Below are 25,867 nucleotides of genomic sequence, written 5' to 3'. Positions count from 1 at the left end.
ATCACCTCCTAAAAAGACCCTTTTTTATTATGTCCAGCTCTTTAAGGTCTTTTTCTTAAAACATAAAAACTGAACACATCGGACCTAAAATAATTGGATGAATAAAGAACAGGTTCATCATCATCTGTATAGTGCATTTGCTTCAATAAAAGCAACGACTGGTCCGGCTCACAATTTAGTACAGGTGAAATAATCTCATGATAGCCTACTGGTTCTATGTACGTTACTGCATAACTTATTTCTTTGTTACTATAATCCTCTAGTATTTGAAATATGGAGTCTTGGTTGTGGACTTGATCCAATGGAATCAATGATTCGTCCACTTTATCGATACAATAGACGACTGGTTGTCCATCTGCTGTTCGAACTCTTTCTATTTTGGCTAAGGAGTCAACATGTTTTGGAGAAAATCGTTCTCTATCATCCTCGGTTGGACTAACAACTTCTGTGGATAAATATTGAGACCCAGGTTTACGTCCTGAACGAATAATCATATCCGTTACACTGTTTAATTGCTCAATCCCTGAGGAAAAGATAGGTTTTGAGTTCACAAACGTACCAACTCCGTGTCGACGCGTTACGATATTATCTTCTTCTAGCAGTCGTAATGCTTCACGCAAAGTTGCTCTAGAGACACCGAGCTTTTTTGAGAGTTCAAATTCGGAAGGAAGTTTTTCTTTTTCCCCATAAACTCCAGCTTCAATGTCTTTTTTCATTTGATCAATGACCTGTAAGTACAAATGACGAGTATCGGCTTTTATTGACATGCTGTTCCTCCTACGTTTGCTCGAGAGAACTGACCTCTGACGTATGACTGATTGTCCGAAATAAATATAACACTTTTACTGTCATAAATAAATAGAAATTAGGGAAAAATATTGGAATAGATGTAAGACTTTTTGTCCATAGTGTTACACTATTCCCATTCCCTTTACTCCATTAGAGTAACAGAGACCGAGAAGAACGAGTAAGAACAGCCAAGAAAACCACTTTTTCTTTATAGATTTTAAAAAGGAAGCGCAGACTAAGTTAACTTCCACCGCAGGTAAAAGATAACCGTGTTCCGAAATCCATTCCCTAAATCTACTTACCTTAAGATTCCAAAAAGAGTACCACTAGAACCACGTTAAGAACAAAAGCTCGGGGCGCTGGAGCTGGACGTGGCTGTCGATATATGTTATCCACACATAGCCAATTTTATAATTTCCTGCTAAGCAACAAAAAAGACAACCCTCCATAGGGTTGTCCTGATTGTTCGTTTATAATCCATTAAGAGGATTTTTCTTCAGATACATCTGACACGAGTACCGTTCTTGGTTTACTTCCTTCATATGGACCGATAATTCCTCTGTCTTCCATAGCGTCAATTAATCGTGCAGCTCTCGTATAACCAATACGGAATCTTCGTTGCAACATCGATACACTAGCACTCTGCATCTCTACGATCATTTGAACCGCATCATCGAACAACTCGTCTTCCACCTCTTGTTGAACTTCACTTGTTTCCTCAGGAATCATGTCTTCCTGATATTGAGCTTTCTGTTGATCAATACAGTGGTCAACAATACGTTCCACCTCTTCATCTGACAGAAAAGCGCCTTGAATTCTCGTTGGCTTCGAGGATCCGACTGGAATAAATAACATATCCCCTCTACCCAAAAGTTTTTCTGCTCCACCAGAGTCTAGAATCGTTCTAGAGTCTGTTGCGGAGGAGACGCTAAAGGCAATTCTTGATGGAATATTTGCTTTAATGACCCCTGTTATAACATCAACAGATGGTCTTTGGGTCGCGATAATAAGATGTATTCCTGCTGCTCTTGCCATTTGTGCTAGTCTCGTAATCGCATCCTCTACATCACCGGAAGCTACCATCATTAAGTCTGCTAGCTCATCGACAAGAACTACAATGTATGGAAGCAAAGGCTGGGTATCCCCTTCGCGTTGATTATGTTTTTTGATGTATTCGTTGTATCCTTCGATATTTCTCGTACCGGTATCGGAAAACAACTCATATCGCCTTTCCATCTCGGAAACAACCTTTTTTAGTGCCCTCGAAGCTTTCTTCGCATCCGTGACAACTGGTGCCAATAAATGAGGAATTCCATTGTACACATTCAATTCTACTTTTTTCGGATCAATCATCATCATTTTGACTTCGTGAGGTTTAGCTCGCATTAAGATACTCGTAATAATGCCATTAATACAGACACTTTTCCCACTTCCCGTTGCCCCGGCTACCAGAAGGTGTGGCATTTTATTCAGCTCTGCCATCACAGCTTCCCCAGAGATATCACGACCTAACACGAAGGAGAGCTTAGACCCTTGGTGTGTCTGCTTCGTTTCCAATACCTCTCGCATTGATACCGTTGCTACTTCCTGATTCGGAACTTCAATCCCTACTGCGGATTTTCCTGGAATGGGTGCTTCTATCCGAATATCTTTTGCTGCAAGTGCTAGAGCTAAGTCATCATGTAGATTCACAATTTTACTTACCTTTACCCCAACATCTGGGTACACTTCATACTTCGTAACCGCCGGTCCAACGTGTACCTTGGTTACTTTTGCTTTAACTCCAAAACTATGAAAGGTTCTCTCTAGCTTCTTAACAATTGCCTGAATTTGTGATCTTTCTTGATGTTGCGTATTATGAACCGGCTCAGACAACAATTCCATCGAAGGCAGTTTATAATCAAAATTCTCCGTCTCCGCCATCGGTAGGGATGTCCCGATGTCATCATCCTCTTCCTTCTTTACCTCTTTTGAACTCTTCGTTCGCGTTTGCTTTGTTACATCTGTAGAATAAGCAATGTCCGGATAATCCGGTTCTTGGACATCTACATTAAATGTTTCCACAGGTATTTCATCTGGAGTAGGCTGCTGTGTTTCAATCTCCACCTTGGACTCTTCGTTTTTCTTTTCTTTTCGTTTTTCTTTCTTGTTGGCTAAACTATTTTGAATGGATTCCTTCGCTTTTTTTATTCCTTCTTTTAAGCCTGTCCAACGTTTCACAAGGAAATCGCCAATTGAGAATTCTGTCATGAACAAGCCGCCAATGAAGATGGAAAACACGGAGACGATCTTGGCTCCTGCGGAAGAAAATAAATAATAACTAAAAGCAAATAAAATAGCGCCTGCCATGCCTCCTCCTAGATTCGTAGAAGGAACTTCCCCATCCAAGAATGCGGAGTACTGGCCCCATGTCGTTTTTATAATCGAAGGTTCTACAGATTCCAACAATAACGCTTCAAACGACTGAATATGTGTTAGTAACAGAATCCCTAAAAAAATAAAATAAAACCCTGTCATTTTTTTATGTAAAAAGAAAGGAGATTTTCGCTTAATCATGAAATACAATCCCACCCATGTTAAAAACAAGGACGCTACAAAATACCATATCCCGAATAAAAAGCGAAACACATTTTCTAATCCTGATGGAATAAGTCCAGAGCTTATCGTACTTGCCCCACTCCCAAAGATAGCAAGAAACACAAATAAGATCCCAAGTAATTCAAACTTTATCTGTTGTTTTATTTGGGGTTGCTTCTTTTTACTTTTTCTTCTTTTCGCCATGCCCTTCACCCCTAAGCTAATGTCCTTGCTGCTTTCATTTCCTGCCATATGATAAACCCTTGCCATATGCGCTGACAAGGGTTATAGAATTAAACGTCGACTATATAAGACGAGTTTATTATATCATATTTTTACCATTTGGTGAGGGCTTATCTAGCATCATTTGTCGTAAAAATAGAGCCTGGCTGAAAATTTTGCACAAGAAAATCATTCGGATTCGTCGATAAAAGCTGAATGACCTCATAGCTTCCATCTTCACGCTTCTTCGCACATACCGCTTTTCCATCTACTTGAACAATTTCTTGACCTAGGTACGACTTCTGATCTTCAGGGAAAATGTCTTCCTGACTTAAAGGCGTGTACAAAATCATTGAATGAGTTCATCTCCTTCTTGCTCGGATTCAATCATCTCATTTAACTTTGCCATCGCTTCTTTTACTCCGCCGATGGAATCAATTAAACCGTATTGTACAGCATCTGTACCGACTACATTGGTTCCGATATCTCTCGTTAAATTTCCTTTTTCGAACATCAACTCTTTAAATTTCTCTTCAGAAATATTGGAGTGATTCATTACAAACTGAATGACCCGCTCCTGCATTTTATCTAAGTACTCAAATGTTTGTGGAACCCCAATTACGAGTCCTGTTAATCGAATCGGATGAATGGTCATTGTAGCGGTTGGTGCAATATACGAATAATCCGTGGATACTGCAATTGGGACACCGATCGAGTGACCTCCCCCTAAAACAATCGACACAGTGGGTTTCGATATCGATGCAATCATCTCAGATAAGGCAAGTCCTGCTTCTACATCCCCACCAACAGTATTCAAAATGACGAGCAATCCTTCAATTTTTGGATTTTGCTCGATCGCGATAATTTGTGGAATTAAGTGCTCGTATTTCGTCGTTTTATTTTGGGGTGGTAATTGGACATGCCCTTCAATTTGACCAATAATCGATAATACATGAATATTAGACTCTGGAGCTTGCGCCACGTTCGACTGCCCCAGCTGTTGAATTTTTTGAACAAGTGATGATCCTTGTGGAGAATCCTGATTTTGTTCTTCCGGATTTTGATTTTCTTTCTCCATCCTTTGCACGCTCCTTTCTTGAACTTACTTGTTAGTATGAACAAGCCATACCGGTTACATACAAAGGATAGATGGAAGGATTTAGCGATTCATGAACGTAAAGGCATCCGGGCTTCGTTCCATTGATACTGTATCTTTTTCTGTATTCCATCCTTGAAACTTTTTGTGTGACGAATATTTGGCTACCAAGCCAACTTTAGCTTGTTGAACATCAAGGGCGCTCCTAGTGACTGCTTGGATGGAGTATATGAGTAAAGCATAAAGCATAAGTACAGGCACAACAAACCAGTACTGCTTCGTCACTATTCCTACCCTCAATAATTCAAACATCGAGGTCCACTCATTAGTTAAGGATTGTGCGGCTCGATCTCCTAATATAGTCCCACCTAAGAAAATACCTAATACACCTAGATGTACCAATACCTGTAACACTTGAATCATTTGCTGTCCCATTAAATAGACCATCCGAGGCAATAGGTGAGAAGTGATATGAGTGAAGAAAATTCGACTCTTACTAGCGCCTAAGAGAACTGCTGCTTGAATGGATTCACTCTTCAATAGTTGAGTAGCTTCTCTCCCTAATGTATTCAGCAAAACTGGGATAACAAAAAGGATTAAGATGACTATTTCTAATATCATATTCGGTATCATCAGACTTTCAGCAAGCTCTTTTTGTCCATCAGAAAAAATAACAACAGGAAATAACAAAATATAGGCAATCAATGTTAAAGGTAGGAACTGCATTCCATCAGCGAGTCTATTAATGGCTTGTTTTACTCTTTTCCCAAACCAAAACATATAAGGTATTGTTAATAAGTAGGCAATCCCTACTCTGCAGAAAGCAATGAAGACAGATACGAGAACCGTATATTTTGCACCCTTAATTAACATATCTAAGATTGGGTAACCGTAGGGGTCTGACCCTAATAATAGAGCACCTGGTGGATGCGGCGGTGCTTGTAATTGACCAGTCTCATCGTGGAAAATCCCAAACAATTCAACATCTGGATGGTGCGTTGCACTGTGTATAAAGCTCCAGGCCGTAACGGATAACATAAAGGTGATTCCAAACCAAAATTTTGGCTTTTTAGATAGGTCTTTACACATATTTTTTATGGAAACAAGGTGTTTTTTCCCATTTATCTGCAGTGGGGATGTTCCTGATGTAACCGCAATCCTCCGGTACATTTTCGCATAATGATCATCTAGCTTATCTCCATCCAAAGCAACTACCCATTCTAGCGTGCGGTATATAAGGAAAAACGGAGTAAAAATCATAAGAAGTGCTATGGACATCGTAAACGGGCGGGAATCGTAAAAGACAAAATTTACAATCCCATATATTCCATGTAAATATTCAATAACGAGTAGGCTAGATAAAGTGGCCCAAATGATTGGTTTAGATTGTATAAGTAACCTTTGTTTGATGTTACGAATACAATGCAAGGTTATGATCTTAAAATTAGATAGTCCTTTGCTTCGAGCAAGCACTACATAATCCTTTCCCCATTCTTCCTCTAACAAAAGGAAAATAACTTTAAAAAATAAGACCGATGGTAATATGGCCAATGAAAGTATCGGAGATAAATAAATACGTTCATCTCCTAATTCCACAAATGGAAAAAGAAGAAGACCAGACCATTTGTAAACCCAAACGACTAGCATCTGCAGAAGGAATAGAAACAGTACATCAGGTAACGCTTCTAGACTATTCAATAGATTTTGAATAAATCGTTTCCATCTTGCCGGAGCTTGAAAGCTAGCAATTGCTAACAAAAATCCTACTGCTAATGCGATAAAAAGTGCGGATAAAAGAATCGTCATCGAATAAAGATAATGTTCCATCAAGAAAGAAAAGATCGGTCGCTCCACTATTTCCATGTAATTAATTCTTTGATGATAGTACCATTCAGATGGTTGAAAGAAAGAAGAAATGACAGTACTAACATTCTCTGCAAAAACCGTTAAACTTTCCGGAAAAGAATTCTTAAAAAATACAGGAAGACAGCTTACAACAACGAGACCAAAGATACTAAGTATATAATGAATAAAAATACTTAAAAACCTCATGTACTACACCACTTTTAACAATATTTATTTTGTTTCAGGCATTTCTTTAGCTACTTTTATTTTTAGAAGAAGGGCGGTCTCTGACTCTTGAATCATGGTCTGCCTAGCCGTGGCATCATTCCAATCCATAAGATGAGCAGAATCCTTAACGGTTCTATGGACAGCTAATAACTTCGTTTCTCCTTCCGTTAGATGAATGTCCTCCATGCCAATAGCATAATCGGTTATGTTTCCCCCAGCTACAATATCCAAAGGAATGGAAAGCTGACTAGGTAACGTTTTTACTCCAGGCGCATAAAGAACCAGCAACGGATTTCCCCCTTCTTCCTCTACAAGGGCTAAACCTATGTGCCCTTCTTCATATTCATTTGGGCTTAATCCGTAAGACAATACTCCAACAGGATTGGACTGTATTTCCTTACCACTTTGATACGCGTCAACCCAAATCTTTACCCATGTTTCATCGGCCTGTGGAAGAGTCATCTGAAAATCATAAACCACCCCCATTCCCAGTTCTTCAAATGTTTGATTATAGTCTGAGTTTGGCTTCGCTGAAATTATTGCAAGTGAATCTGAAGAGTTTGCTGGAAGAATTTGAGAGCTAAATCCGATAACGATAAACAAGGTCAAACAGACCGCAACTGAAAACCAGAACATTCTTTGTTCCTTCACCAAATTCACCCTTCCATATATTAAATAGGAAATAATTAATGAACGGGAATAGACTCCCTATTATGTCTTTTAAAAAGGACCAAACTTAACAAATATATAAAGCCCATACTAAAAGAACCATACTGGAATAATTGGCCACCATCTGTCGTTGCATTTGTAAGCATAATGCCGATAAACATATACGCCAAACCGATACATATAAAGCTCCCTATCAAGCCTCTACGTCTCCCTTTCAGAGATAAATAGGTAGTCATAGCCACAATAAAGCTGAAACTGATGAACATGAGGAAGGGAAAAATAGGCGTAAACTTAGCTGCATAAAGAAAGTGATCCAGCTGCACGATATCTGCACTACTCGTGATTTCTCCATTCCACCACTTTGAAAAAAGTGCCGTATATGTCCATTCCCATGGGTCTGATCTTATCGCACTTCCTTCATACCAGCTTACGAACGTTGACAATACAAAAACAATGGTTGCTAAACCGTATGAGAACATATATTTCATGTACATTCATCTCCTTAGAAACCAGCAATTCCACCAGCTAATAAAAGGGTGTAAGAAAAGCCTAATACTCCTCCATGCACTAAACCTCCTCCGATAATCCAAGCCCAGCGCTTTGTCAAGATGGAACAAATGATTCCAGCAATTGATAATACACCAAATACAATAACACCTAATAAAAGATCGGCATTCGGTCCTTTAAATAGAAAAAAGAAAAAGACACTACCTATGAATAGAATGAGTGATAACCAACTATATTTGCTCATCCAAATCCTCCTCGGCTTTTCTTTAATGGGATATTTTCCCTTTCTTATTGTATCGTATTATGTAATAAATGAAAGGTTATTTCCAGAATTTATACTACCAACCATGAACGATATTAGATTATTTGTAAAATATCTTCCGGCTTGTTTACAATGAAATCTGGTTTCTCTCGTTTGACAACTTCCATGGAATCATAGCCCCAGCTCACCCAAGCTACTTTTATTCCAGTCTTTCGACAAGCAACAATATCCCTATGCTCATCGCCTATGTATAGAATCTGAGAAGCACGAACCTTATGATCTCGCATAAATTTCTTCATCAACCTGTCTTTTCCGAATATTTTACTGGAACACACTATGGTTGGAATTGAATTAATCTGGTGTTTTTGTAAAAAAGCTTTAATCACATCTTCTTTATTAGAAGATAAGACCGCAAGCTGATACCCTTCCTTCTCTAATGTCTCTAACAACTCTTTAACACCATCGTATAAAAGAATGTCATCAATGGATTTCTGATAACATTGATAAAGTTTTGAGAGAACAACAGGCATTTTTACCATCGGAAAGTTCAATCGTTTACTTCTTTCCTTAATCGTCATTCCTCGTAGTTCATCTAGGTCCTCATGTCGTATTTTTTTGAAACGATATTCATCAGACAATTGATTCCATGCTGAAATGAATACATTTCTAGAATCTGCTAACGTTCCGTCAAAATCAAATAACACATATTTAACCATATTGCATTCCTCCTCCCTATCCATTTCGATACTTACCAGCACTTTCCTTTTAATAAACAAAAACGATGACTTCTCTAAAAAAGTCATCGTTTCTAATTCTCCATCATATCCATGATAGTATCTCAAATAATTGCTTTTGTTCCTCGGAAGATAGATCAATAAGCGGTAATCGAACATTACCTACATCCAAGCCTTTTGCTTTTAATGCAGCTTTCACAGGGGTTGGCGATGGTGCAATAAACATGCCTTTCATAATCGGTTGAAGTTTACGGTGCATGTTAGCCGCTTCTTTTACATTTCCTTGTTCATAAGCCGTTACCATCTCTTGCAATTGTTGGCCAATGACATGAGAAGCAACGGATACAATACCTTCTCCTCCAATCGATAAGATTGGTAAGGTTAAACTATCGTCCCCACTATATAAAGAAAAATCGTCTGGAGTACTTTCAATTATAGAAGAAATAGCATCTAAGTCACCAGTCGAATCTTTAATGGAGACAATATTTGAAGTCTGGGCAAGCTCTATCACCGTTTCTGGCTGTATGCGAACAACGGATCGACCTGGAATGTTATAAAGCATGATTGGTAATGTCGTTTGATTGGCCACTTCATTAAAATGCTGAATAAGACCCTGCTGACTTGGTTTATTGTAGTATGGTGTCACTAGTAAAGCAGCGTCAATCCCAACAGCCTCTGCTTCCTTCGTAAGCTTTATACTAGCCTCTGTATTGTTACTACCAGTACCCGCTATGACCGGAACCCGTTTGTCAACCACTTCCACTACATGCTTAAATAAGGATAATTTCTCGGCGTGGGATAACGTTGGAGATTCTCCAGTCGTCCCCGCAACAACCAATCCATCTGTGCCATTATCTAAAAGGTAGTTCACCAATTCTGTTGTTCGATCTAAATCTAGGTTCCCCTCGCCATCAAACGGGGTAACCATCGCTGTTAAAACCTTACCAAAGTACATTCTTCTGTTCCCCTTTCATACGCTTCATGCAGGGTAGGTAGATACGAGGATACAGTATTAGACCGTATCCTCTTTCTTATCTAACTATTATCTTTTCATTTATTGAACATTTAATTCAAATGTTTGATGAAGGGCATTGACAGCTGGAACAAGGTCATCCTGACGAATAAGGACCCAAATCGTGGTGTGACTATCTGCGGATTGTAAAATCTGCACGCCGGCATCTGTTAGGGTTTGCACGATTCTAGCCGTTACCCCTGGCACTCCTGTCATTCCTGCACCAACAACAGATACTTTTGCACAATTCTTCTCTAGAAATGGCTTGTATCCTAACTTATCTAATAGCTCAACTGCATCTTCTGTATAAATTTCTGGGATGGTGTACACCACTCCAGTTGGAGAGATGTTAATAAAGTCAACAGAAATACCTGCTTCCGCCATCACTTTAAATACCTCGGACTGTAGGTGATATGGTTCTTCATTGGCTTCCACTTTGATTTGTGTGATACCTGACATATGGGCAATACCAGTTACAAGACGGTCAGGAATGTCTTTTCCTTTCACATCATCTCTTGAAGAAGTAACCAAAGTACCAGTATCCTTCGAATGGGTAGACCTTACACGCATTGGCACTTCCGCCTGCATTGCAATTTCTACTGCACGTGGATGCACGACCTTAGCCCCTTGATAAGCTAAGTTACAGATTTCTGAATATGTCACAACATCCAATGTCTGTGCATCTTCAACCACTCTTGGATCCGCGGTCATAATACCTTCTACATCGGTAAAGATATCAATATAGTCTGCGTCGAGGGCCGCGCCCAGTGCAGCTGCAGAAGTATCACTACCGCCTCTACCAATTGTCGTGATTTCTCCATCTTCGGTGGCACCTTGGAATCCAGCCACGACTACCACATCATGTTCTTTTAATTCTTTTCGTACCCTGCCGACTTCCATCGCTTTAATTTTTGCTTCTGTGAAGTCTTTACTCGTAACAAATCCTGCTTGCGCACCTGTTAATGCTATCGATGACAAGCTTTGTTCTTTTAATTCATTAGAAAAAACGACGGACGAAATCGTTTCTCCACAGGACAAAAGTAAATCCTGTTCGCGTTTGCTAATATTCGTGTTCGGAAATCCAACAAGCTCCAGTAAGGAGTCTGTTGCGTAAGGCTGTGGATGTCTACCAATGGCAGATACCACAACAACCACTTTATAGCCTTCTAAAACGGCTGATTTTATATGCTCAATCGCATTCGCGCGTGTTTCTGTATTTTGAACGGACGTTCCACCAAATTTTTGTACTAATAATTTCATTTATAAGACACCTCTAATTTCACAGCAAATTATTTTTGATAAGACTTTCTGCGATTTGTACAGAATTCCACGCTGCTCCCTTTAGAAGGTTGTCGGATACTACCCATAAATGGAAACCTTTCGGGTTATCTAAATCTTTTCGAACACGTCCAACGAACACGTCGCTCTTATTAGCTGCACTAAGTGGAGTCGGATATACTTGCTCAGAAGGATTATCCTCTAATACGACACCGTCTGCTGATTGTAGTGCTTTGTGTAAATCTGCAACCTCTAAACCCTCTTGATCCAATTCAATATAGACACTTTCTGCATGAGAAGTAACAATCGGAAGACGAACACACGTAGCTGAAACCTGAAGCTCTGGCGCGTGCATAATTTTCTTCGTCTCATTAATCATTTTCATTTCCTCAAACGTATATCCGTTATCTTGGAATACATCGATCTGAGGAAGTGCGTTAAAAGCAATTGGAAAATGCCTTTTATCGCCTTTAACAGGAAGGATTTCCGCTTTTGCTTCTTTTCCTTCTAACATATCGCGTGATTGGTTGTGTAATTCATCAGTTGCAATCGTACCTGCACCTGAAACCGCTTGATACGTAGACACAATGATTCTTGAAAGACCATATGCATCTTGTAACGGTTTTAATGCTGCTACCATTTGAATCGTAGAACAGTTTGGATTTGCAATGATTCCATTATGATTTTTCAAGTCCTCTTCGTTGACTTCTGGAACAACTAATGGAACATCTTTATCCATACGGAACGCACTTGTGTTATCGATAACAACTGCGCCTCTTTTTACCGCTTCGTGAGCAAGCTGTTTCGATACAGAGCCTCCTGCTGAGAATAAAGCAATTTGTATGCCTTCAAAGCTTTCTGGTTTCGCTTCTTGTACGACATACTCCTCACCTTTAAAATTTATTTTTTTACCAGCGGAACGGCTGGATGAAAGTAAAGTTAAGCTTTCCATTGGGAAGTTCTTTTTCTCTAATGTTTCCAACATTTTTTGTCCAACTGCTCCTGTTGCGCCAACAACGGCAACATGATAGCCATTTTGATTTTCCACTAAAAATTTCTCCTCTCTTTTTTCTTACTAGTGTAATAGTTTCATAAATAAAGGATGTTCAAAAAGTCCGGGAAAATCGCTTGAAACGATTCCCCGCTTTTATCTTCCTTTTGAACACGTAATAATAATATATTCTAACATACTCTTACACTAGTAAGGTACAGAAAGGGTCATTTTGATTACATTCTCTCGATAATAACGGGTTGAATTTGCTTGAATTCTAGAGCTTCTTCGACTGAGTCGGATAACAATTCCATGTCAGACACCATGGAATTCGGTTTTTTAATATAATCATCTTGACCGTACGGAATGAAATAAATTAATTTCGTTGCCATAAGTCTCATTAAGTTTACCCCGTTTAAACCTAGTGCATCGTTCGTTGAAATGCCTAATACCACCGGATTCCCATTACGAATGGTAGCCTTTGCTGCCATTAAAACTGGATTATCGGTTAGACCATTTGCCAATTTACTCATCGAATTTCCAGTCAATGGAGCGATAACCATGCAATCTAACGGAGCTGCAGGACCTAAAGGCTCTGCTTCCGGAATGGCCGTAATTAAATCCTTACCAGTAATCTCTCTTATTCGTTGAAGGTGATCTTTTGCCTTTCCAAATTTCGTGTCTGTGTTCTGTACCGTATAAGACACAACTGGGACCACATCTGCACCTTGTTCCACTAACTTTTCAATTTGTGGAAACACTGCTTCATACGTGCAATGAGATCCTGTTAACCCAAAACCAATACGTTTCCCTTTTAACGACATATCTTAAAGACCCCTTTCTTCTTGATGTTCCTTTAAGACCTGCTCAATTACTGTACCAAGTATTTCCCCTGCTGTTTTCGCAGCCACAATGCCTGGTAAGCCTAATGCATGAATGGCCTTAATTCCTCTTTTATCAGCATACTCAAAATCGGTTCCACCAGGCTTTGAGGCTAGGTCAATGATCAAAGCATGTGCCATCATCGGTTTAATGACATCATCGGTCACTATTTTGGCCGGTACTGTATTAATAAGAATGTCACAATTAGGAGTATATGAAGAAAGCTGATTCATGTGAAAACCTTCTAATCCCATTTCGGTACTTCGTGCGATATCTTCTTTCTTCCTCGAACCAACAAATACTTTGGCACCTAATGCTGAAAACTTACTTGCAACACTCATCCCAACTCTTCCTAAACCTAAAACTACAACATTGGAACTGTGGATGGTAAAGTCTGTGTGTTGAATTGCCATCATAATCGTTCCTTCGACAGTTGGAATAGAATTGTAGATGGCAACATCATTTCGCTTCATTAGTGGGACAAGACGAACTCCAGCTTTTTTTACATTTACAATTAGATAATCATTAGCAATTCCACTAAATACAACGCAATGCTTCGATAACTGGTTTAGCCACTCTGGAGTAATTTGAATCTTTTGATCCGAAAAAGTGGTTTCGATAAATCCTTGATCATCTGTTCCCGGAATAGGAAGAATAACCGCGTCTAATTCAGAAACACGTAAATCTTCCATTTCCACCTGGTTAACACCGGTGTATCCTTGGTTTAAATGATCAAACCCAACTACTTGTATGTGTATATCCTCTGATTTGGATAATTGTTTAATCATTTGTAGATATCTTGCATCACCGCCTAAAATTGCGATGTTTTTGGCTGATTTCATGTTTTCACCTCACCTGGAGTTAAACTTTACAATTTATAATATGAAGGATATCGCATGAAGTGAATTGCAAGTGTCCTTGATGCATGAAAAATGGATGCTTACCCTGTCTTTTTATCGAAAGAAAAAGAAGTACACTACCTAGTATAGGCAGATGTACTCCTTTTTGTGTTTGTACCTTATGAATTTTTAGGATCAATGATAATCATGTCGTCCCCAATTTTATTAATATCTTTCCAATGCATCCGCACGTTATCGCCTTCTTTTTTCATCCCAAACCATTTATAGTTGGGAACGATAAACGATTCAATTTCCCCTGTCTTCTCGTTTAATTCCAAATCTGTTTGACCTAACATTCCTAATCTGGAACCGTTGCGAACGTCGACTATTTCTTTCCCGCTTAAGTCACGATACCTCATTCCATCGCCTCCTCTTTCTCCTACTAAATGTATTCAAAAGAGCGAGTCCTATGCCGGATTACGGGGCAAAACCATAAAAAATAAGTACAAATATAAACAAAGATATGTACCCCATCCCTAATAGTAGGGTAATAAGCAACACCCTAAGAAAGATTCTCAACCCTATTGAACGGATGGACTTCAACCATTTCCAACCCGTGTAGGCGATTAGGAATATCATCGGAATAATAAAGAAGTATCCGAAAATACTTACCCAGTCTATGTGTGTGGCGAATCCTTGTTCTGGAACTGGCCCTTCGTGCAAGTGGTATTTGTCCGTTATATACAAATCACCGATTAGGAAAACAATGGATAACAGAATATAATAGCCTACCCCAATCCACTTCAGGCTTCTCCTTTCGTTTCTTAACAAGGCAAAAACAGCGAGAATATACAAAATGAGTGTAATGATTCCAAACATCGAAATACTCCTAAAAAGCACACCATTCGAAAAACGAAGGTGTGCTTTAAGAATTTATGCGTTGGAAGAAACTAACGCACTTGAAAAAGGCTGAGAAAAGACGTCTTGGATGATTTGATTCGTACTTTCCATGGTCACCGCATCTATTTCCTCAATCATTTCATCTAACGTGCGATGACGTCCTAAAATCAATTCATTTTTTCCGTTTCGACTCATTCTACTATTCGTACTCTCTAGGCTAAGCATTAAGCTACCTTTAAGCTGTTCTTTACTATTTCTTAGCTCTTTCTCCGTTAAGCCGTTCTGTATGAAGTTGGCTATTGTCTCATCAATTGTCTCTCTAAGAAGCGGTAGTTGTTCATTCCCTGTTCCTGCATATATGGTTAGAAGACCGCTATCCACAAACGTACTATGGTAAGAAAACACCGAGTATGCTAACCCTTTTTTCTCGCGAATTTCTTGGAACAAGCGAGAGCTCATACTCCCACCTAACACATTGTTCATCACAATAAGACTATACATATTCTCATGCGCGAGTGGTAATCCGTTGTACCCTAAGCATAGGTGGGCTTGTTCGGTCTCTTTCTTGCGTACGATTTGATTCGTCAAAAAGGCAGGACTCTCCAGTTCTTTTTGACTATCGACCCCTTCATAATTACCAAAATAGCTTTCAATTTTTTCTAAGAAGCTTGCGTCAACATTACCAGCAACGGAAATAACGACATTATCAGGTCGATATCGATCATCTATGTAAGATCGTAAGTCGTCGGCTTGAAAGGACTGTAGTGTTTCTTGTGAGCCCAATATCGGGTAGCCTAAAGGATGTTTTCCATAGGAAGCTTGGGAAAGTAGATCATGAACAATATCGTCTGGTGTGTCTTCTGCCATTTTTATTTCTTCTAACACTACTTTCTTTTCACGTTCCATTTCTTCGGAATCAAATGTGGAATGAAAAAACATATCCGCTAAAACTTCCAAAGCAAATTCCTTATGCGTATCTAAGACCTTTGCATAATAGCACGTATACTCTTTGGAGGTGAATGCATTCACCTGTCCTCCAATCGCATCAAATGCTTCGGCAATGTCAAGAGCGGTTCGTTTTTTCGTTCCTTTAAAAAACATATGCTCGATAAAATGAGAGATTCCATTTATGGGAGCTGCTTCATTCCTTGAACCAGTTAATACCCATACGCCAATCGTCACAGAGCGTACAGCTGGAATGTGTTCTTGAACAATTCTTAATCCATTTTGACAAGTATGTCTTTGTAGCAAACTATTTCCTCCTACTTAATAAGCACGCAGATTAAAATCTCTTCTCACTTAGTAATCGTTCAACAGTACCTAGTTTATACTTTTTCTCTTTAATATTCAAAATTAAGTCTTCTAACCCTCTTTCTATGACATCCGTTGGGTGCATGAGAATCATAGCACCAGGATGTAGTTTGCCCATCACCCGATTAACCATAACTTCTGTCGTAGGCTTCTTCCAATCAACTGTATCTACCGTCCAAAGGATAGTTTCCATCCCTTCCTCTGCTGCGATTTTGACAACCTCTTTATTCATGCTCCCACTCGGTGGCGCAAACCACAGCGGTCTTTTTCCTAAAATGCCTTCTAATATTTCGTTTGTCTTCACAATTTGTTCGCGATTTTCAGCACCACTTAAGCGACTCATATCCGGATGGTCGTAAGCGTGATTTCCAATAAGGTGACCCTCTTCCCGGATCATCTTTACGAGATCCGAATTTTTGGACGCCCACTTTCCTTCAATAAAAAAGGTGGCTTTTACTTTTTGCTTTTTCAACGTATTCAGGATACTTGGAATATTATCCTCACCCCATGCAACATTTATTAATAACGATACCATCTGCTTTTCAGGATGCCCTCGGTATATTGGGGATGGCGGCAAATCCTCTAACGTGACTTCTGGCTTTACTTGGTCATATACAAGGAGGGATTCATCAAACTTCCCCTCTTCTTTCATCTTCTTATAGGATTTCTCCACGTTCACTTTTAAGCCGTTTCGTCCAGGCGTCTTTTTCCAAACTTCATGGATTTGGGCATTTTCTGGTGCCTTTTCATATTCTTTCCGTTTTTCTTTAATCGTTTGCATGAGCGTGTCATTTTCGCTCACAGGTATTGCCTGATCTATGTTCGATAAGTCATTTAAGGCAAATGGATTCGGTTCAACCTGATAACCAATCGCTACAATAATCAAAAAAGTTAATAATTGTATAAAAAAACGATTCCAACGGTTCATCTTCGTTCCCTCCTCGTTTTTACGATATGATACGGAAGGACAAGGTAGAACGAAGAATGATGGAATCGTGATTGCGGGTATGAAATTAGTCCAATTTATCTTTTCTTATCTTAATTTATGATACGGAGACTAGGTTGACTGAGGAAAACAAAAGTATTTCCTATTGCACTCCTTACTTCGGATCAGATCTTATTAAAATCAGAAACTTCCGCATACTTTGTTACTATTTATATAGGCCGCGACGTAACTCTGATTAAAAATTTATTAAAAGAATGAAAAGTGAAGCTTGATGCCACGCTTCGGCAGAACACTCCGCTTTCCACGGGCACGGCCAGGCGACTACTGCGAGTTTACTTCTTCGCTGCCTTGTCCCGAGGAAGCCTACTTCGAAGCAACACTAGTAGACGCAGGGACATCCCCCTCCTCGCTTGCACAGTTCACTTCCTGCGGGGCTTTCACCTCGTGCTGTTCCCGTAGGACAAGAAGTGCTTCGGCAGCATTACATCGCACGAAGAAAATGGATTTTTATTTTCGAGGAGTCTCCGTATTCTGCCTACGCTAAGTTACTACTTTCTAATTTGGTAAACTTTGTAGCCGGGAGCAGCTAATTAATCCTCTAAATAATTGGAAACCCTATTCAAAAATTATAAGTCTGATAACTATAATAAGCTAATAAGATTCACTTACTTATAATATTATTAAAAGTTACTTTATACCTCGAAACTTTCTTTGTCAGCTACTTACGGCATGATGATTGGAGTGGAGGGTAATCGACTCCTCGAAAATAAAGCCCAATTTTCTTCGTGCGATGTCTATTCTAAGAAAATTTCCTTGTCCTGTGGGAACAGCACGAGGTGAAGCCCCCGAAAGATGCACCTGCGTCTTCTAGTAACGCTTTGAAGTAAGCTTCCTCGGTGCAAGGCTACGAAGATGATTATTCGATGTAGTGGCCTGGCTGAGACCGTGCCCGCGGAAAGCGATTACCCGCAACGGAAATCAGCATCGTACACACACCGCGCAGTCACTAAACCGATGGTTTTGTATTAAGTTTTATTATTTCGTAATGTCGCATTTTATATCAACTTTCTAGTTAAAGTTCAATACTTGGAAAAACAACCTTTTGAATCACGGACAAAATAAAAAAGAAACTGGCATGCCAGCTTCTTGCTTTTTGTTACGATTTAGCTTTTTCTGCTTTTTCTTTTTCCTCTTTCAAAACAGCTTTACGAGAAAGATTTACACGACCTTGGTTATCAATCTCTTTTACCTTAACCATGATCTTGTCTCCGAGTTTTACAACGTCTTCGACTTTATTGATTCTTTCTTCTGCCATTTCCGAAATATGAACAAGTCCTTCTTTTCCTTTGAACAATTCAACAAAGGCACCGAATTTCTCAATGCGTTTCACAGTACCGAGGTACATTTCGCCAACTTCTACTTCACGAACGATATCCTCGATGATTTTTTGAGCTTTCTTGTTCATTTCCATTTCTGTGGAAGAAATAAAGACTGTTCCGTCTTGCTCGATGTCAATTTTAACACCAGTATCTTCGATGATTTTATTGATCTGTTTTCCACTTGGTCCAATAACATCACGAATTTTATCTGGTTTAATGTGCATGGTAAGAATCTTAGGAGCATATTTGGAAAGCTCTTCTTTCGGTGCACCAATTGTCTCAAGCATATGCTTAAGAATTTCCATACGACCTTTTTTCGCTTGAGTTAAGGCTTCTTCTAGAATTTCTCTAGATAATCCTTCAATTTTAATATCCATTTGAAGGGCTGTAACACCTTTTTCTGTTCCAGCTACTTTGAAATCCATGTCTCCTAGGAAGTCTTCCATACCTTGAATATCAGTAAGAATTGTATAATCTTCACCTGATTTGACAAGTCCCATCGCGATACCTGCTACTGGAGCTTTGATTGGAACACCAGCATCCATCATCGCTAACGTACTTGCACAAATACTAGCTTGAGAAGTAGATCCATTTGATTCTAGTACTTCAGACACAAGTCGAATGGTGTACGGGAATTCTTTTTCAGAAGGAATCACTACCTCTAAAGCACGCTCACCAAGTGCACCATGTCCAATTTCACGACGTCCCGGTCCTCTAATTGGTCCAGTTTCACCCACACTAAAGGAAGGGAAGTTATAATGGTGCATGAAGCGCTTTGATTCTTCTAAGTCCAACCCATCTAATATTTGAACATCTCCTAGCGCACCTAACGTACAAACACTTAGAGCTTGGGTTTGACCACGAGTGAATAGACCAGAACCGTGTGTTCTAGGTAATGCACCAATACGTGAAGATAATGGGCGGATTTCATCAATCTTACGTCCATCTGGTCGAATTTTTTCTTTGGTAATTAAACGACGAACTTCTTCTTTGACCATTTTGTCAAGAATCGCTTTCACTTGCTTGAGCGTATCTTCTTCTGCTTCATGTTCTTCATATTGTTCAACAATCGCTTGTTTCGCAAGATTAATCGCTTCTTCTCTTGCGTGCTTTTCTTGAACTTGAATTGCTTGGATTAAACTAGATTCTGCTTTCGCTTTTACTTCTTGTAGAAGTTCTTCATCTAGTTCGAAAAGCTTCACTTCCATTTTTTCTTTTCCAACAGCAGCGATTACTTCCTCTTGGAATGCCACTAATCGCTTGATTTCTTCATGACCGAACATGATGGCTTCTAACATGATTTCTTCTGGAACTTCCTCTGCACCGGCTTCTACCATGTTAATCGCATCTTTTGTTCCAGCAACGGTTAAGTGAAGATCACTCTTTTCCTCTTCATCAATAGAAGGGTTAACGATGAACTCCCCATCTATTCTTCCTACGATTACACCAGCAATTGGACCACCAAATGGAATGTCAGAAATTCCTAGTGCTAGTGAAGACCCTACCATTGCGGCAATCACTGATGAACAATCCTGATCCACACTCATTACGGTACTGATTACTTGGACATCATTACGATACCCGTCAGGGAACAGCGGGCGAATCGGACGGTCAATTAGACGAGAGGTCAAAACGGCTTTTTCACTTGGTCGACCTTCTCTCTTAATGAATCCACCTGGTATCTTCCCTACTGCGTACAAACGTTCTTCATAGTTCACAGTTAGGGGGAAGAAAGGCAAGTCTTTCGGTTCTTTAGAACCCGTTGCAGTTGCTAATACGGAGGTGTCTCCATATTGCACCATACAAGCTCCATTAGCCTGTTTTGCAAGCTCTCCAATTTCAACGGAAAAAGGCTTTCCGGAAATTTCCGTGGAGAATATTTTCTTGTCTTCTGCCATATTGTTTAGTACTCCTCTCAATCAAAATTAAGTGCTCTGACAGTAGGTTGTACTAAAAGGTGAAAATTACAACCTTCTATGCTACCAACTTGTAAGAGAGCTATGTATAATTTTACGTATAGAAAAAGCGGGAATAATCCCGCTTTTCTTACAAAACTTAACGACGTAAGCCAAGTTTTTGAATTAACTCGCGATAACGTGTTACGTCTTTATTACGTAGGTAGTTTAACAAGTTACGACGTTTCCCTACCATTTTCAAAAGACCACGACGAGAGTGGTGATCTTTCTTGTGAACACGTAGATGCTCGTTTAAGCTAGTAATCTCTTCAGTTAGGACAGCGATTTGAACTTCTGGAGAACCAGTGTCATTATCGTGTGTTTTGTACTCATTGATAATCTCGTTCTTACGCTCTTGTGTAAGTGCCATCCTGTTCACCTCCTATTTTGATAATCCCCTATCCCCTAGCAATCGTCGGAGTTTCGTATTGCCAAGAGTAGGTTTCCGTATTTCAGATTAACTCTTTTTATGAAAAAAAGCAAGTTTTTCTACTAGATGTTGTACAAAGAGTGCTGTAAAATCGCTTTTAACTTCTGCGTTTCCTTGCTTCTCAAAACCGGTACACCTGTTTCTTCTAGTTTTCAAAGATGCAAGATTTCTCGGTGTAGCAAAGGAGTATGTCGCCGAATCGGTCCTTTTTGAACACGCACTATTAGGTGGATGATAGAAGCTTCCTACTTACTTCCTCATCGTTGTGAATTTGCGCGATTAAATCGTCGATATGATCATACTTTTCTTCTTCGCGAAGAAAAAATCGCCACTCTATTCCTAATTCTTGCCCATAAATCTCTTGATTAAAATCAAAAATGTGAACTTCTATCCGAGGTTTCTCATGAACGGTATCAAAAGTTGGATTGTAGCCAAGGCTTGCCATTCCCTTTACTCTTTTTCCGTTATGTAGAACAGTTACTGCATAGACCCCCGTTTTAGGTAGTAAATATTCATCCGAAACATTAATATTTGCTGTTGGAAAACCGAGCTGACGCCCTCTTCTTTCCCCATCTACTACGACTCCTCGTGCTATTAAAGGTCTTCCAAGAAGATCATTCGCTTCTTCTACTTTTCCTTCTGCTAATAGATGCCGAATTCTCGTCGAGCTAATCTTGTCACCATCTTGTTCGACTTTTTCAATCACGTTGTAGGTAAAAGCCCCGGCTGCATGCTCTTCCATAGTTTCCATGGAGCCTTTGCCCATATGTCCGTAACTGAAGTCAAAGCCTGCTACTAGATGTTGGATGTTGAGCCCTTTTATAAAATGATCAATAAAACCCTGTGGCGATAATTGGGAAAGCTCTTTTGTAAAATCAATAATATATAAATAGTCCACGTCTAACTCTGCCAATATCGCTTCTTTCTCCTCAACAGGTGTCAAATAACGTACGGCTTGTGTATCTTTCTTTAAAATGACTTTGGGGTGTGGATAAAACGTAATGACGGCACTCTTCATCCCTTTTTCTTTTGCTGTATGTACAGCGGTATGAATCAATTTTTGGTGGCCCTTATGAATGCCATCGAAAAAACCGATGGCTGCAACTGTTTCTGGACACGCATTGAGTTCTAATGTTTGTGCATAAGACAATCTTACGGTCTTCATGGTTTCACCTACTTTTCATCCTGTTTTAAGACACGTACAGGTTTTATTTCTTCCCGCTTTTCTGGGTGGATATGATAAATGGCTAATAATTCTCCCTTGTGCTCGACACGAAAAGGCTGATTGTCTTGTATCTGTTCCGGCCTTTTCAACTTTTGTCCGGTTAACACCTTTCCTACTTCATGTTCCTTTATTTCCAAGACAGGTAAATGGTCCACCCCTTTTTGGATGGGAGCTAACAAATACTCTCTTCTTCCTGCTGTGATTTCTTGTTCACATTGTTCTAGCGTAAATGTATCCTGTTCGGAAAAGGAACCTGTTGCGGTTCGAATTAAGTGAGACATATGTGCCGGAAACCCATGAGCTTTTCCGATATCTACACAGAGGGTACGAATGTACGTCCCTTTCGAGCAAATGACTTCCAAAGAAATACGTTGGATGTGTTCTGTTTCATCAAAGGAAGTATGTTCCCTTTTATACTTTATGTCAAAGATCTGTACATGTCTAACAGGACGCTCGATGGTTTTCCCTTCCCTCGCATATTCGTAAAGCTTTTTCCCATTTACTTTCACCGCTGAATACATGGGAGGGATTTGTGCAATTTCTCCTATAAAGGAGGATAAGGTTTGAGCTATCTCTTCATCCGATACTGGCTTTGATAACTCTTTTTTCTCGATTATTGTACCAGAACTATCTTCTGTCTCTGTAGAATATCCAAGTAATAATTCTGCTTGGTACGTTTTCGTTGTGTCGGTTAGAAATGGAACAATCTTAGTAGCTCGACCGATACAAATAGGTAGAACACCCTCCACATCCGGATCTAGTGTTCCGGTATGACCTACTTTTTTAGTCTTGAAAAGTCTACGGACTTTCATGACGCAATCATGTGATGTCCAGCCTTTAGGCTTCCATAACGGCAAAATTCCATCCATTGAAAAGTTCCTCCTACAAAAAATGACATAGATAAAACCCTTGTTACAATTGGGACAAGGGTTTTATCTAGTATTTCCTATTCCTTATTGTCGTTTAACTCGCGCAGGATATGCTCAATACGATTTCCTTGTTCAATCGCTTCGTCAAACTCAAATATTAATTCTGGTGTTTTACGAAGGCGAATCCTTTTTCCAATTTCGGATCGGATAAACCCTTTTGCTTTTGCTAGTCCTACAAGTGTATCTTGTTTTTGCTTGCTCTCACCTAAAACAGAGATAAACACTTTAGCCTGTTGGAGATCCCCGGAGACTTCTACGTCCGTTACGGTAACGAATCCGACTCTTGGATCCTTAATCTTACGACCGATAATATCTCCAAGCTCTTTTTTCATCTGCTCTCCAACTCGACTTGCACGCAAATCGCTCATAAACGATCACCTCTCTCTATCATGAGGGAATGCTTGCAGAAAATCGATACCCTTATTGTATCGCTATCTGCTAAAGCCATTCAACATTTGTCGTCGCTCTCTCTATTTCCGGAAAGGAATCAATCAAGGCAAGTGCTTGCTGTATGGTGCGCTCTGCCGTGACTCGGTCCGAAGAAATAGTGACCAAACCAAGACCTGTACGTTGCCAAAGGTCTTGGTGGTCCATTTCGCTTACAGCTATATTATAGTCATTTTTCAGCCTTGCTATTATCCGCTTTAAGACAGATCGTTTTTGTTTCAAGGATTGAGTGTCATAAATGTGACACTCTACCTCTGCATAGGCAATCATACTCGTTTGATTTCTTCCATGACGTATGCTTCGAATACGTCGCCTTCTTTGATATCGTTAAACTTTTCTACAGTAATACCACATTCGTATCCTTGTGCAACTTCTTTCACGTCATCCTTGAAACGTTTTAGTGTATCAATTTCACCTTCGTAGATCACAATGCCATCACGGATGACACGTACTCCGGATTCACGTGTAATTTTACCTTCGGTTACATAAGAACCAGCAATGGTACCGATGCGTGAAACTTTGAAAATTTCACGAACTTCCGCTTGCCCGATAACTTTCTCTTCAAACTCAGGGTCAAGCATCCCTTTCATAGCAGATTCGATTTCTTCAATCACTTTATAGATAACCCGGTGTAGTCGAACGTCTACTTTCTCGGACTCAGCGGCTTTTTTCGCATTAACGTCTGGTCGTACGTTAAATCCGATCACAATGGCATTTGAAGCGGAGGCTAAAATAATATCTGATTCCGTGATCGCACCAACGCCTGTGTGAATGATCCGTACTTTCACACCTTCTACTTCAATTTTTTCTAAGGAAGACGCCATCGCTTCTACGGAACCTTGAACGTCCGCTTTAACGATTAAATTAATGTCCTTCACTTCACCTTGTTTGATTTGTTCAAACAAGTCATCAAGGCTTACTTTTACCTTATCGCTACGGTTTGCCACGATTTGCTTTTGCTGACGGGCTTCCCCAACTTGTCGTGCTTTCTTCTCGTCATCGAATACGATGAATTGATCTCCGGCATGAGGTACTTCGTTTAATCCCGTAACCTCAACTGGAGTAGAAGGTCCTGCTGTTTTCACTCGACGACCTAAATCGTTCACCATCGCACGGACTCTACCAAAGGTGTTTCCAACAACAATTGGATCCCCTACATGAAGCGTACCGTTTTGCACGAGTAACGTGGCTACAGAGCCTCGACCTTTATCTAATTGGGCTTCAATTACTGTACCTGTAGCATTCCGATTCGGATTTGCTTTTAATTCTTCTACTTCGGATACAAGTAGAATCATTTCTAACAAATCATCAATTCCTTCGCGTTTAATAGCAGATAGCTGAACGAAGATGGTTTCTCCGCCCCAATCTTCCGGTACAAGTCCATGCTCAGTAAGTTCTTGCATGACACGGTCCGGATTGGCGCCCTCTTTATCCATTTTGTTCACCGCAATGATAATCGGTACCTCCGCAGCTTTTGCGTGGTTAATGGCTTCAATTGTTTGTGGCATGACTCCATCATCAGCAGCAACGACTAGAATCGCGATATCTGTAACTTGAGCTCCACGTGAACGCATACTTGTAAAAGCGGCGTGTCCTGGAGTATCTAGGAACGTAATTCTTTTGCCTTTTTCCTCGATTTGATAAGCCCCGATGTGCTGTGTAATTCCGCCAGCTTCTCCTTCGGTAACTTTTGTGTTTCGAATGGAGTCAAGGAGTGTCGTTTTACCATGGTCAACGTGACCCATAATGGTTACGACAGCTGGACGTTCCTCTAAGTCTTCTACTTTATCTTCTTCTTTGAAGTTATCAAGGTCCATCTCGTCTAGCTCGACAACCTTCTCGACTTCTACTCCATATTCCTCACAAATTAATTCAACAGAAGCTTCATCTAAATCCTGGTTTTTCGTAGCCATAACACCAAGGAACATAAGCTTTTTAATTAATTCAGTCGCTTCTTTGTTTAGCTTTTGTGCAAGTTCATCCACGGTTAACGTATCGGAATACGTAATCTTCTCTGGTGTTTCTTGGGCTTTTTGGTTCTGTGTTGCTTCTTTCTTCCCTTGATTATGTCCTTGCTGATTCCCTTTGTTACGATTCTTATTATTTTTCCCTTTAGGCTTTTGATTGTTTGAAGCCTTATTATTTGGATTTGGTTTGTTAGGTTGTTGTTTAGCTGCCGGTTTCTTATCCTTTTTACTATCGTTTGCTGGAGCTTTCGCAGCTTTTTCCGATTGAGGTTTATTTGCCCCTTTAGGCGGATTAAACACCTTATCCAACTCTACTTTCGTATGATCGGAAATCGTAGACATGTGGTTCGTAACTTCCACATTCAACTCTTTCAATTTATTTATAATTTGTTTGCTTGATGCATTAACTTCTTTGGCATATTCATATACGCGCATTTTACTCATACG

General features: G+C 39.8%; 25 protein-coding genes. All 25 read right to left on the bottom strand.

Annotated features, from left to right (window positions below):
- Window positions 1-41: 41 nt before the first annotated feature.
- Window positions 42-767, bottom strand: a complete 726-nt coding sequence (locus KO561_RS09200; protein WP_231096807.1) for a GntR family transcriptional regulator — start codon at window positions 765-767, stop codon at window positions 42-44.
- 502 nt (window positions 768-1,269) lie between these two features.
- The gene (locus KO561_RS09195; protein WP_231096806.1) at window positions 1,270-3,570 is read right to left on the bottom strand and encodes an FtsK/SpoIIIE family DNA translocase; all 2,301 of its coding nucleotides are present in this window, start codon (window positions 3,568-3,570) and stop codon (window positions 1,270-1,272) included.
- Window positions 3,571-3,719: 149 nt separating this feature from the next.
- On the bottom strand, window positions 3,720-3,941 hold the full coding sequence (locus KO561_RS09190) for a YlzJ-like family protein (RefSeq protein WP_231096805.1): 222 nt from the start codon (window positions 3,939-3,941) through the stop codon (window positions 3,720-3,722).
- On the bottom strand, window positions 3,938-4,666 hold the full coding sequence (locus KO561_RS09185; RefSeq protein WP_231096804.1) for a ClpP family protease: 729 nt from the start codon (window positions 4,664-4,666) through the stop codon (window positions 3,938-3,940). The genes KO561_RS09190 and KO561_RS09185 overlap by 4 nt, the downstream gene beginning before the upstream one ends.
- 81 nt (window positions 4,667-4,747) lie before the next feature.
- The gene (locus tag KO561_RS09180; RefSeq protein WP_231096803.1) at window positions 4,748-6,736 is read right to left on the bottom strand and encodes an ABC transporter permease subunit; all 1,989 of its coding nucleotides are present in this window, start codon (window positions 6,734-6,736) and stop codon (window positions 4,748-4,750) included.
- Window positions 6,737-6,760: 24 nt separating this feature from the next.
- Complete coding sequence (locus KO561_RS09175) at window positions 6,761-7,408, bottom strand: hypothetical protein (protein ID WP_231096802.1); 648 nt, start codon at window positions 7,406-7,408, stop codon at window positions 6,761-6,763.
- Between the two features lie 35 nt (window positions 7,409-7,443).
- Window positions 7,444-7,914, bottom strand: coding sequence for a YjdJ family protein (locus KO561_RS09170; RefSeq protein ID WP_231096801.1), 471 nt, complete (start codon window positions 7,912-7,914; stop codon window positions 7,444-7,446).
- A gap of 14 nt (window positions 7,915-7,928) precedes the next feature.
- Window positions 7,929-8,177: a hypothetical protein gene (locus KO561_RS09165; protein WP_231096800.1), complete on the bottom strand. Its 249-nt coding sequence runs from the start codon at window positions 8,175-8,177 to the stop codon at window positions 7,929-7,931.
- A gap of 113 nt (window positions 8,178-8,290) precedes the next feature.
- Window positions 8,291-8,911 (bottom strand): HAD hydrolase-like protein, encoded by a 621-nt coding sequence (locus tag KO561_RS09160; protein ID WP_231096799.1) that lies wholly within the window; start codon window positions 8,909-8,911, stop codon window positions 8,291-8,293.
- A gap of 103 nt (window positions 8,912-9,014) precedes the next feature.
- On the bottom strand, window positions 9,015-9,884 hold the full coding sequence (gene dapA, locus KO561_RS09155; protein ID WP_231096798.1) for a 4-hydroxy-tetrahydrodipicolinate synthase: 870 nt from the start codon (window positions 9,882-9,884) through the stop codon (window positions 9,015-9,017).
- A gap of 99 nt (window positions 9,885-9,983) precedes the next feature.
- A complete protein-coding gene (gene dapG / locus KO561_RS09150; protein ID WP_231096797.1) occupies window positions 9,984-11,201 on the bottom strand; it encodes an aspartate kinase in 1,218 nt (405 codons plus the stop codon).
- 19 nt (window positions 11,202-11,220) lie between these two features.
- Complete coding sequence (asd, locus tag KO561_RS09145) at window positions 11,221-12,267, bottom strand: aspartate-semialdehyde dehydrogenase (RefSeq protein ID WP_231096796.1); 1,047 nt, start codon at window positions 12,265-12,267, stop codon at window positions 11,221-11,223.
- Window positions 12,268-12,446: 179 nt separating this feature from the next.
- Window positions 12,447-13,034, bottom strand: coding sequence for a dipicolinate synthase subunit B (dpaB, locus tag KO561_RS09140; protein ID WP_231096795.1), 588 nt, complete (start codon window positions 13,032-13,034; stop codon window positions 12,447-12,449).
- Between the two features lie 3 nt (window positions 13,035-13,037).
- Window positions 13,038-13,934 (bottom strand): dipicolinic acid synthetase subunit A, encoded by an 897-nt coding sequence (gene dpaA, locus KO561_RS09135; protein ID WP_231096794.1) that lies wholly within the window; start codon window positions 13,932-13,934, stop codon window positions 13,038-13,040.
- A 176-nt stretch (window positions 13,935-14,110) separates the two neighbouring features.
- On the bottom strand, window positions 14,111-14,350 hold the full coding sequence (locus tag KO561_RS09130; protein ID WP_231096793.1) for a YlmC/YmxH family sporulation protein: 240 nt from the start codon (window positions 14,348-14,350) through the stop codon (window positions 14,111-14,113).
- 58 nt (window positions 14,351-14,408) lie between these two features.
- On the bottom strand, window positions 14,409-14,810 hold the full coding sequence (locus tag KO561_RS09125; RefSeq protein ID WP_231096792.1) for a hypothetical protein: 402 nt from the start codon (window positions 14,808-14,810) through the stop codon (window positions 14,409-14,411).
- Window positions 14,811-14,864: 54 nt separating this feature from the next.
- A complete protein-coding gene (locus tag KO561_RS09120; protein ID WP_231096791.1) occupies window positions 14,865-16,082 on the bottom strand; it encodes a M16 family metallopeptidase in 1,218 nt (405 codons plus the stop codon).
- A gap of 31 nt (window positions 16,083-16,113) precedes the next feature.
- Entirely contained in the window at window positions 16,114-17,070 is a 957-nt protein-coding gene (locus KO561_RS09115) for a polysaccharide deacetylase family protein (protein WP_231096790.1), read from the bottom strand.
- A 1,174-nt stretch (window positions 17,071-18,244) separates the two neighbouring features.
- Window positions 18,245-20,365, bottom strand: a complete 2,121-nt coding sequence (pnp, locus tag KO561_RS09110; RefSeq protein ID WP_231096789.1) for a polyribonucleotide nucleotidyltransferase — start codon at window positions 20,363-20,365, stop codon at window positions 18,245-18,247.
- 157 nt (window positions 20,366-20,522) lie between these two features.
- Window positions 20,523-20,792, bottom strand: a complete 270-nt coding sequence (rpsO, locus tag KO561_RS09105; RefSeq protein ID WP_231096788.1) for a 30S ribosomal protein S15 — start codon at window positions 20,790-20,792, stop codon at window positions 20,523-20,525.
- 283 nt (window positions 20,793-21,075) lie between these two features.
- Window positions 21,076-22,017 (bottom strand): bifunctional riboflavin kinase/FAD synthetase, encoded by a 942-nt coding sequence (locus KO561_RS09100; protein ID WP_231096787.1) that lies wholly within the window; start codon window positions 22,015-22,017, stop codon window positions 21,076-21,078.
- Between the two features lie 8 nt (window positions 22,018-22,025).
- A complete protein-coding gene (gene truB, locus KO561_RS09095; protein WP_231096786.1) occupies window positions 22,026-22,946 on the bottom strand; it encodes a tRNA pseudouridine(55) synthase TruB in 921 nt (306 codons plus the stop codon).
- A gap of 77 nt (window positions 22,947-23,023) precedes the next feature.
- Complete coding sequence (rbfA, locus tag KO561_RS09090; protein WP_231096785.1) at window positions 23,024-23,374, bottom strand: 30S ribosome-binding factor RbfA; 351 nt, start codon at window positions 23,372-23,374, stop codon at window positions 23,024-23,026.
- Between the two features lie 70 nt (window positions 23,375-23,444).
- Window positions 23,445-23,723, bottom strand: a complete 279-nt coding sequence (locus KO561_RS09085; protein WP_231096784.1) for a DUF503 domain-containing protein — start codon at window positions 23,721-23,723, stop codon at window positions 23,445-23,447.
- Window positions 23,720-25,864: a translation initiation factor IF-2 gene (gene infB, locus KO561_RS09080; protein WP_231096783.1), complete on the bottom strand. Its 2,145-nt coding sequence runs from the start codon at window positions 25,862-25,864 to the stop codon at window positions 23,720-23,722. Before infB ends, KO561_RS09085 begins: the two co-directional genes overlap by 4 nt.
- Between the last annotated feature and the right edge of the window lie 3 nt (window positions 25,865-25,867).

Source organism: Radiobacillus kanasensis, assembly GCF_021049245.1.
In the GTDB taxonomy this organism is placed as follows: Bacteria; Bacillota; Bacilli; order Bacillales; family Amphibacillaceae; genus Radiobacillus; species Radiobacillus kanasensis.
This window is presented reverse-complemented; position numbering and strand designations above follow the sequence as displayed.